Annotated in this window: 8 protein-coding genes and 1 pseudogene; 6 read left to right on the top strand and 3 right to left on the bottom strand. The window is 62.8% G+C overall.

The window, feature by feature from the left end:
• A partial coding sequence (dmmA, locus tag AC2FL1_RS22925; protein ID WP_496878459.1) for a dimethylamine monooxygenase subunit DmmA occupies positions 1–541 on the bottom strand: 541 nt, incomplete at its 3' end.
• A gap of 44 nt (positions 542–585) precedes the next feature.
• On the bottom strand, positions 586–1,731 hold the full coding sequence (locus tag AC2FL1_RS22920; RefSeq protein ID WP_496878458.1) for an aminomethyl transferase family protein: 1,146 nt from the start codon (positions 1,729–1,731) through the stop codon (positions 586–588).
• 244 nt (positions 1,732–1,975) lie between these two features.
• On the opposite strand from AC2FL1_RS22920, the gene AC2FL1_RS22915 reads away from it, so the two are divergent.
• The 6 genes from AC2FL1_RS22915 to glnT all read left to right on the top strand — a co-directional run bounded on the left by AC2FL1_RS22915 (position 1,976) and on the right by glnT (position 8,095).
• Positions 1,976–3,349 carry an ammonium transporter gene (locus AC2FL1_RS22915; protein ID WP_496878457.1) on the top strand — a complete coding sequence of 458 codons (1,374 nt, stop codon included), beginning with the start codon at positions 1,976–1,978 and terminating at the stop codon, positions 3,347–3,349.
• A 12-nt stretch (positions 3,350–3,361) separates the two neighbouring features.
• On the top strand, positions 3,362–3,580 hold the full coding sequence (locus AC2FL1_RS22910; protein ID WP_496824291.1) for a hypothetical protein: 219 nt from the start codon (positions 3,362–3,364) through the stop codon (positions 3,578–3,580).
• A 146-nt stretch (positions 3,581–3,726) separates the two neighbouring features.
• On the top strand, positions 3,727–4,656 hold the full coding sequence (locus AC2FL1_RS22905; RefSeq protein WP_496878456.1) for a class II glutamine amidotransferase: 930 nt from the start codon (positions 3,727–3,729) through the stop codon (positions 4,654–4,656).
• Positions 4,656–5,333, top strand: coding sequence for a GltB/FmdC/FwdC-like GXGXG domain-containing protein (locus AC2FL1_RS22900; protein WP_011047312.1), 678 nt, complete (start codon positions 4,656–4,658; stop codon positions 5,331–5,333). The genes AC2FL1_RS22905 and AC2FL1_RS22900 overlap by 1 nt, the downstream gene beginning before the upstream one ends.
• A 7-nt stretch (positions 5,334–5,340) precedes the next feature.
• Complete coding sequence (locus AC2FL1_RS22895) at positions 5,341–6,693, top strand: FMN-binding glutamate synthase family protein (protein WP_496878455.1); 1,353 nt, start codon at positions 5,341–5,343, stop codon at positions 6,691–6,693.
• A gap of 73 nt (positions 6,694–6,766) precedes the next feature.
• The gene (glnT, locus tag AC2FL1_RS22890; RefSeq protein ID WP_496878454.1) at positions 6,767–8,095 is read left to right on the top strand and encodes a type III glutamate--ammonia ligase; all 1,329 of its coding nucleotides are present in this window, start codon (positions 6,767–6,769) and stop codon (positions 8,093–8,095) included.
• Positions 8,096–8,159: 64 nt separating this feature from the next.
• On the opposite strand, the pseudogene glyA reads toward glnT, so the two are convergent.
• Positions 8,160–8,298 (bottom strand): annotated as a pseudogene (glyA, locus tag AC2FL1_RS22885) (serine hydroxymethyltransferase); the annotation flags it as partial.

Below are 8,298 nucleotides of genomic sequence, written 5' to 3'. Positions count from 1 at the left end.
CGAACAGGTTCAGCCCGCAATGGGAACAGACAAAGGGATCGGTGGTCACGTCCTCGGTGATGCCCTTGCAATGCACGCATTGCATCCGCCGCGCGACCGAGCCGCGATGCTCGGTCTGGATCGCGCCATGGGGAATGCCCGCCTGCATCGCCTCGTTCTGGGCCTGGCCCATCAACCCCTCGGTTCCGGCCAGATAGACCTGAAGCCCCATATGGGCATCCGACAGCACCCGACGGATCCGCTGGACCGACGCAGCATAGCTTGGCCCCACATAGAATTGCGCCGGTCCCAGAGCGCGCAGCCGCTCGACATAGGTCTCGCCGGTGCCCTTGGGGATATAGATGATATGCGCATTGGCAAACAGCGCGGCATCGCTTGCCGCCAGATCCAGCAGCGCCTCGGCGCCCTCGGCATCGGCGATCATCAGATGCGCCTTGCCCGGCCGCGCCTCCAGCGTGCCATAGACCGGGCGGCTGGCGATACTTGGTGGAAACTGAAATTTGGACATCCCGTCGCTGACTCCTTCTTGGTCCGATCGCAAGAAGAACAGGCGCCCCGCCTCCGGGGGCGCCTGCCCGGTGATCCTCAGCCCTTGGCGGCGCGGATGGACTTGTCCTTGTCGTAGAAGGGCATCTCTTCGGCCACGCAGGCGATTTCGGTGCCATTCTCGTTGCGCACGGTCAGTTTGGTGCCCGGCACCGCACAGTCAACCGGCATGCGCGCGATGCCCACGTTATGGCCGTTCAGGTCCGAATTCATGCCAAAGGTGACGACGCCCACGACCTCGCCATCCTTGAGCAGCGGCGCCCCCATATCGGCGGGCGTGGTGCCCTCCAGCTTGACGCCATAGATCTTGAACCGCTCCTTGCCCTTGCGGGCATAGTGGTTTTCCGCGCCCCGGAACCCGATCTTGCCGGGCGAGACGGTGAATTCCAGCCCCAGCTCCCACAGCGAGTCGCCGCAATTCTCGTCGGCAAAGGGATAGGTCTCGGAATTGTCACCGGGATAGAACAGCAGATAGCTTTCGGTGCGCAGCAGATCGAGGGTCGAGAACTGCACCGGGCGGATGCCCATGTCCTTGCCGTCCTCAAGGATCGCATCCCAGAGCTCGATGGCGTGTCGGCCTTCGCAAAAGATCTCGTATCCGCGCTCACCAGTATAGCCGGTGCGCGAGATCATCACGGGTTTGCCGAACAACTTGGTCTGGATGATGCCGAAATAGGCCAGATCGCGGATGCCCGGCACGTGTTTGGCCAGGAAATCCACCGCGACCGGCCCCTGCAACGACATGTCGTGCAGGTCGTCGTCGAAGATCATCGAGACATTCTTGCCATAGGCGGCCATCGCCAGGCTTTCATGACCGGTGCCGGTGCCGTGCACCAGCATCCAGTTGTTCACCGACAGCCGGTAGATCACGCAATCGTCGATGAACAGGCCGCGATCGTCCAGCATGCAGGCATAGACCGCCCGGCCCGGCATCAGCTTGTCCACGTTGCGGGTGGTGGCACGGTCGATCACGGCGGCGGCATGCGGGCCGCTCAGATGGATCTTCTTCAGGCCCGACACATCCATCAGCCCGGCCTTGGTGCGGACCGCCTCGTAATCGGCCTTGGCCCGCTCGTCGGTGTGGTCATAGAACCACGCGGTTCCCATGCCGTTCCAATCCTCCAACTCGCCGCCGATTTCGGCATGGCGCTGCGCAAGCGCGGAGGTTCTGTAGATGATCGCCATCTCTGTGACTCCCTGATCTGTTCGGTTTGCATCATTCAGACCCATGTCCGGACAAAAATCAACACAAACGTAAAAAAAATTTCCTACTGGGAATATTTGCTCAATCCCTGAGCAAGTATACTTTCTGCACCTGCATAAAATTTTATCCTCAGTTAAATTTGTTGACACAAAGCTTAATCAAGAGCTTCCCTTTTAGGAAAAAAACTTTCGCAGCAGTCAGAGTTATCCAACCGGGGAGACAGAAATGGATGGAAATCTTAACGCACTGACGACGGTATTTACCGAGTTCTACTACTGGGTGACGGTCGTGTTCATGTTCCTGATTCACGTCGGGTTCTGCATGTACGAGGTCGGCGCCAGCCGTCGACGCAACCATATGCACACGTTAATGAAAAACGTGATGGTGATCCCGCTGGTCACCGTCACCTTCTTTTTCTTCGGTTGGTGGATCTATTGGGCCTTCCCGATGTTCCCCTTCTTCGGCGGGCTGGACACCGAGGCGGGCGCCGCGAACCTGCCCTGGGCCGAGACCATGGGGCCGAACGCCGCCGACCGAATCACCGGCGTGTTCTGGGCGGCCTTCCTGCTGTTCTCGTGGACGGCGGCCTCGATCGTCTCGGGCGCGGTGATCGAGCGCATCCGGTCCTCGGCACTCTGGGTGCATGCGGTGCTGATCGGTTCGGTCTGGTGGATCATCGACGCGGCCTGGGGCTGGCACTATGGCGGCTGGATGGTCCAGTATCTGGGCTATCATGACGCCTATGCCTCGGGCGTGATTCACGCCATCGCCGGTGGCTATGCACTGGGGGTGATCATGGTTCTGGGGCCGCGGATCGGCAAATTTGCCCCAGATGGCACGCCGCGGGACATCCCGCCGCATAATCCCTGGATGCTGACCATCGGGATCTTTCTGATCTATACTGGGTTCTGGGGCTTTTATGCCGCGTGCAACGTGCCTGCGATCTCGCCCGAGGCAATCGGCGGCCAGATCACCGGCACCACCTGGACGGCAACCAACATCTATCTGGCACCGACCTCGCTGTCGGCCATCACCTTCAACTTCCTGATGTCGCTCTCGGGCGGTCTGATGGCGGCCTATGTGGTGTCCAAGGGCGATGCATTCTGGACCTTCTCGGGCGGTCTGGCCGGGGTGATCACCGCCTCTGCCGGCAATGACCTCTACCATCCAATCCAGGCCATGATCATCGCCGCCATTGGCGTGGTGATCGTCTATCGCCTGCATTACTGGGTCGAGCGCCGGTTCAAGCTGGACGACGCAGTGGGCGCGGTGGCCGTACACGGCTATGCCGGGTTCATCGGCCTGATCATCGCGGGCTTTGTCCTGTGGGGGGCGCCGTCCTCGCCTTATGAGGGCTATGCCACCATCAACCCGGTCGGCCAGTTCATCGGCGCACTGATCATGTTCTTTGGCCTCGGCTTCCTGCCCGCCTTTGTGGTGGCCAAGATGCAGGCCACCGCCGGCGTGCTGCGCATCCCCGAGGAGGTGGAGCTGGAGGGCCTCGATTACGCCGAGCACCACGCCTACGAGGACGCCAAGGAAGCCATCATCGAAGCCGACAAGGCCTATCTGGCCTCCAAAGTGTCGCCTGCGGAATAAGGAGAACAGGATATGTCGACAATCGGATATGAAAGCTGGGCCGTCGATCTGGCCAATGTGGGCGCCATCTATCCCTTTCAGGGCTGGGAGGTCGCGATGACCGTGATCGGGGTGCTGTTCTGGATCGGTTGGCACCGCATCCAGTTCGTGCGCGAGAACGCCCATCTGGAAAGCGCAAAGAAACGGGCACTCGACCATGAGCGCATCCAGAAAAGCGTCGAACGCTACTAAAGCGATCCTGGCAAGGCGTGCTCACGCACGCCTTGCCTATCAGTGAAATTTGTTTCACAGCAGTTGCGGCTTCGGATTTACGGTGCTAGCCTGCTGAAAGAGCCTGGGAAAGACAGGCAGAATCACAATCGTGGAGCGTCGCCGAAATGTGCGGAATTGTTGGACTGTTCCTGAAGGACAAATCGCTAGAACCTCAGTTGGGCGCCCTGCTCACTGACATGTTGATCACCATGACCGACCGGGGCCCTGACAGCGCCGGAATCGCGATTTACGGCGATCCCTCGCCCACCACCTCGAAGGTGACAGTGCAATCGGAAAACCCCGACCGGGACTTCGCCGATCTGGCCGAGAAGGTGCAGCCGCTGGTCGGTGGCCCGGTCTCGCTGAGCCGCCGCGACACGCACGCGGTGCTGCATGTACCTCATGGCACCGCCGAGGCGCTGCGCCGCCAGCTGCGGGACGTGGCCCCCGATGTGCGGGTCATGTCGTTTGGCGACTCGCTGGAAATCTATAAAGAGGTCGGCCTGCCCCGGGATGTGGCCGCCCGTTTCGACATCGCCTCGATGACCGGCACCCATGGCATCGGCCATACGCGCATGGCGACAGAATCGGCGGTCACCACGCTGGGCGCGCACCCGTTCAACACCGGCTCGGATCAGTGTCTGGTGCATAACGGCTCGCTGTCCAACCACAACTCGCTGCGCCGCAAGCTGCGCCGCGAGGGCATCCACATCGAGACCCTGAACGACACCGAAGTCGCCGCCGCCTATCTGACCTGGAAGATGCAGACCGGCGCCACCCTGGGCGAGGCGCTGGAAAAGTCGCTGGAGGATCTGGACGGCTTCTTCAACTTCGTCGTGGGCACCCGCGACGGCTTCGGCGTGGTCCGCGACCCGATCGCCTGCAAACCGGCGGTGATGGCCGAGACCGACCAGTATGTGGCCTTCGGCTCGGAGTACCGCGCGCTGGTCAACCTGCCCGGCATCGAACAGGCCCGCGTGTGGGAACCCGAACCCGCCACCGTCTATTTCTGGACCCATGGCGACACCGCAACCCCAACCGGAAAGGCCGCGTAATGCAGACTTACGACCTGGCAGCCGACGGCCTGCGCGGCCTGAACGCAACGCTGCAAGCCCAGTCGGACGAGACCAACCAGACCGAATGGACCATCGTGAACCCGCGCGGCAGCCATGCCATCGCAGTGGGGCTGGATGCGCCTATCGAGGTCAAGGTGATGGGCTCGACCGGCTATTACTGCGCGGGCATGAACAAACAGGCCACCGTGCATGTGCATGGCTCGGCCGGGCCTGGTGTGGCCGAGAACATGATGTCGGGCACCGTGGTGATCGACGGCGACGCCAGCCAGTATGCCGGGGCAACCGGCCATGGCGGCACGCTGGTGATCAAGGGCAACGCCAGTTCGCGCTGCGGCATCTCGATGAAGGGCATCGACATCGTGGTGCATGGCAATGTCGGCCACATGTCCGCCTTCATGGCGCAGTCGGGCAACCTGGTCGTCTGCGGCGATGCGGGCGACGCGCTGGGCGACTCGATCTACGAGGCACGTCTGTTCGTGCGCGGCTCGGTCAAGTCGCTGGGCGCCGACTGCATCGAAAAGGAGATGCGCCCCGAACATATCGAACTGCTGCGCGACCTGCTGGCGCGCGGCGGCTGCGATGCCAAACCCGAAGAGTTCAAGCGCTACGGCTCTGCCCGCCAGCTCTATAATTTCAAAGTCGACAACGCGTATTGAGGGAGTCATGACCGTGAAAGACAACAAGGAAAACGCTCCCCCGCGGACGGTGCCGATCCAGTCGGCAACCTTTTCCAACCCGATCAACGCCGAGATCCGCCGCGCCGCGGCCACCGGCATCTATGATATCCGCGGTGGCGGGGCGAAGCGCCGGGTGCCGCATTTCGACGATCTGCTGTTCCTGGGCGCCTCGATCAGCCGCTATCCGCTCGAAGGCTATCGCGAGCGTTGCGACACCAAGGTGACGCTGGGCACGCGCTTTGCGAAAAAGCCGATCGAGCTGGATATCCCGATCACCATCGCGGGCATGTCCTTTGGCGCGCTGTCCGGTCCCGCCAAGGAGGCGCTGGGACGCGGCGCGTCCGAGGCCGGTACCTCGACCACCACCGGTGACGGCGGCATGACCCCCGAGGAACGCGGCCATTCCACCAAGCTGGTCTATCAGTACCTGCCCTCGCGCTATGGCATGAACCCCGACGACCTGCGCAAGGCCGATGCCATCGAGGTCGTGGTCGGCCAGGGCGCCAAGCCGGGCGGCGGCGGCATGCTGCTGGGCCAGAAGATCAGCGACCGCGTCGCCGAAATGCGCAACCTGCCCAAGGGGATCGACCAGCGTTCGGCCTGTCGCCACCCCGACTGGACCGGCCCCGACGATCTGGAGATCAAGATCCTGGAACTGCGCGAAATCACCGCCTGGGAGAAACCGATCTATGTCAAGGTAGGCGGCACCCGCCCCTATTACGACACCGCGCTGGCGGTAAAGGCCGGGGCCGATGTGGTGGTACTGGACGGCATGCAGGGCGGCACCGCCGCCACCCAGGACGTGTTCATCGAACATGTGGGCCTGCCGACCCTGGCCTGTATCCGCCCTGCCGTGCAGGCGCTGCAGGATCTGGGCGTGCATCGCGAGGTGCAGCTGATCGTCTCGGGCGGCATCCGCACCGGTGCGGATGTGGCCAAGGCGATGGCGCTGGGGGCCGACGCGGTTGCCATCGGCACCGCCGCGCTGATCGCGCTGGGCGACAACGACCCGAAATGGGAGGCCGAGTATCAAAAGCTGGGCACCACCACCGGCGCCTATGACGACTGGCACGAGGGGCGCGACCCCGCCGGGATCACCACCCAGGATCCGGTGCTTCAGGCGAGGCTCGACCCGGTGGATGCCGGGCGGCGCCTGCGCAACTATCTCAATGTCATGACGCTCGAGGCGCAAACCATCGCGCGGGCCTGCGGCCATAACAACCTGCACAATCTCGAACCCGAGGATCTGTGCGCGCTGACCATGGAGGCGGCCGCCATGGCCCGTGTCCCCCTTGCCGGTACCGAATGGTGGCCCGGCAAGACCGGCGCAGGGTTCTGAGAGTGAAACCGGGGCGCGGGGCCATCCCGCGCCTTTTCCAATTCAAAAACAGACGACAACAGGGACGACAAGAATGACCATTGATCTGGCCAAATTCGCCAAGGACAAAGGCGTCAAGTATTTCATGATCTCCTTCACCGACCTGTTCGGCGGTCAGCGGGCCAAGCTGGTACCCGCCCAGGCCATCGCCGACATGCAAGAGGACGGCGCGGGATTTGCGGGCTTTGCCACCTGGCTGGACATGACACCGGCGCATCCCGACATGCTGGCGGTGCCCGATCCGTCGTCGGTGATCCAGCTGCCCTGGAAACCCGAGGTCGCATGGGTCGCCAGCAATTGCGTGATGGAGGGCGCGGATGTCGCCCAGGCCCCGCGCAACGTGCTGCGCCGCCTGATTGCCGAGGCCGCGGACGAGGGCATGCATGTCAAGACCGGCATCGAGGCCGAGTTCTTTCTGCTGACCCCCGAGGGTGACCAGATCAGCGACCCCTTCGATACCGCCGCCAAACCCTGTTACGACCAGCAGGCGGTGATGCGCCGCTATGACGTGGTGCGCGAGATCTGCGACTATATGCTGGAGCTGGGCTGGGGCCCCTACCAGAATGACCACGAGGATGCCAACGGCCAGTTCGAGATGAACTGGGAATTCGACGACGCCCTGACGACGGCGGACAAGCACAGTTTCTTCAAGTTCATGACCAAGTCGGTGGCCGAGAAACACGGGTTCCGCGCCACCTTCATGCCCAAGCCGATCGAGGGGCTGACCGGCAATGGCTGCCACGCGCATATCTCGGTCTGGGATGCGCCGGGCGCGGCCTCCAAGGTCAACGTCTTTGCCGGTGCCGGTGACGGCCCCACTGGCGAGGTGGGCCTGTCCGAACGCGGCAAGCATTTCCTGGGCGGCATCATGAAACATGCCAGCGCGCTGGCCGCGATCACCAATCCGACGGTGAACAGCTACAAGCGGATCAACGCGCCGCGCACCATGTCGGGTGCGACCTGGGCGCCCAACACGGTGACATGGACCGGCAACAACCGCACCCATATGGTGCGCGTCCCCGGCCCCGGCCGGTTCGAGCTGCGCCTGCCCGACGGCGCGGTGAACCCCTATCTGCTGCAGGCGGTGATCATCGCCGCCGGCCTCAGCGGTATCCACTCAAAGGCCGATCCGGGCAAGCGCTGGGACATCGACATGTATGCCGAGGGCCACAAGGTGCGCGGCGCGCCGAAACTGCCGCTCAACATGCTGGACGCGATCCGCGAGTTTGACCGCGACAAAGAGCTGAAGCAGAGCATGGGAGAGGAGTTCTCGGCCTCTTACATCAAGATGAAGATGCAGGAGTGGAACTCCTTCGTGACCCATTTCAGCCGCTGGGAAAAGGAAAACACCCTCGATATCTGAGCGATATCAAGGGTGCCAAGGATCGGGCCGCTGCAAGTACGCAGCGGCCCTTTTCATTGCGGAGTCAAAGGTTTGGATAGATAGGGAATCTTGCGCAGAGGTCTGCGACCTGGGCTTTGACCTTGTCCTCGACGGCCCCGTTGGCGTCTTCGCCATTGGCGGCCAGGCCATCGACCACCTCGATGATCCAGTCGGCGATCTGG

The organism is Ruegeria sp. YKSF070 (assembly GCF_059612725.1).
Note: the sequence above shows the minus strand (reverse complement) of the source record. Positions and strands in the feature narration are given on the sequence as shown.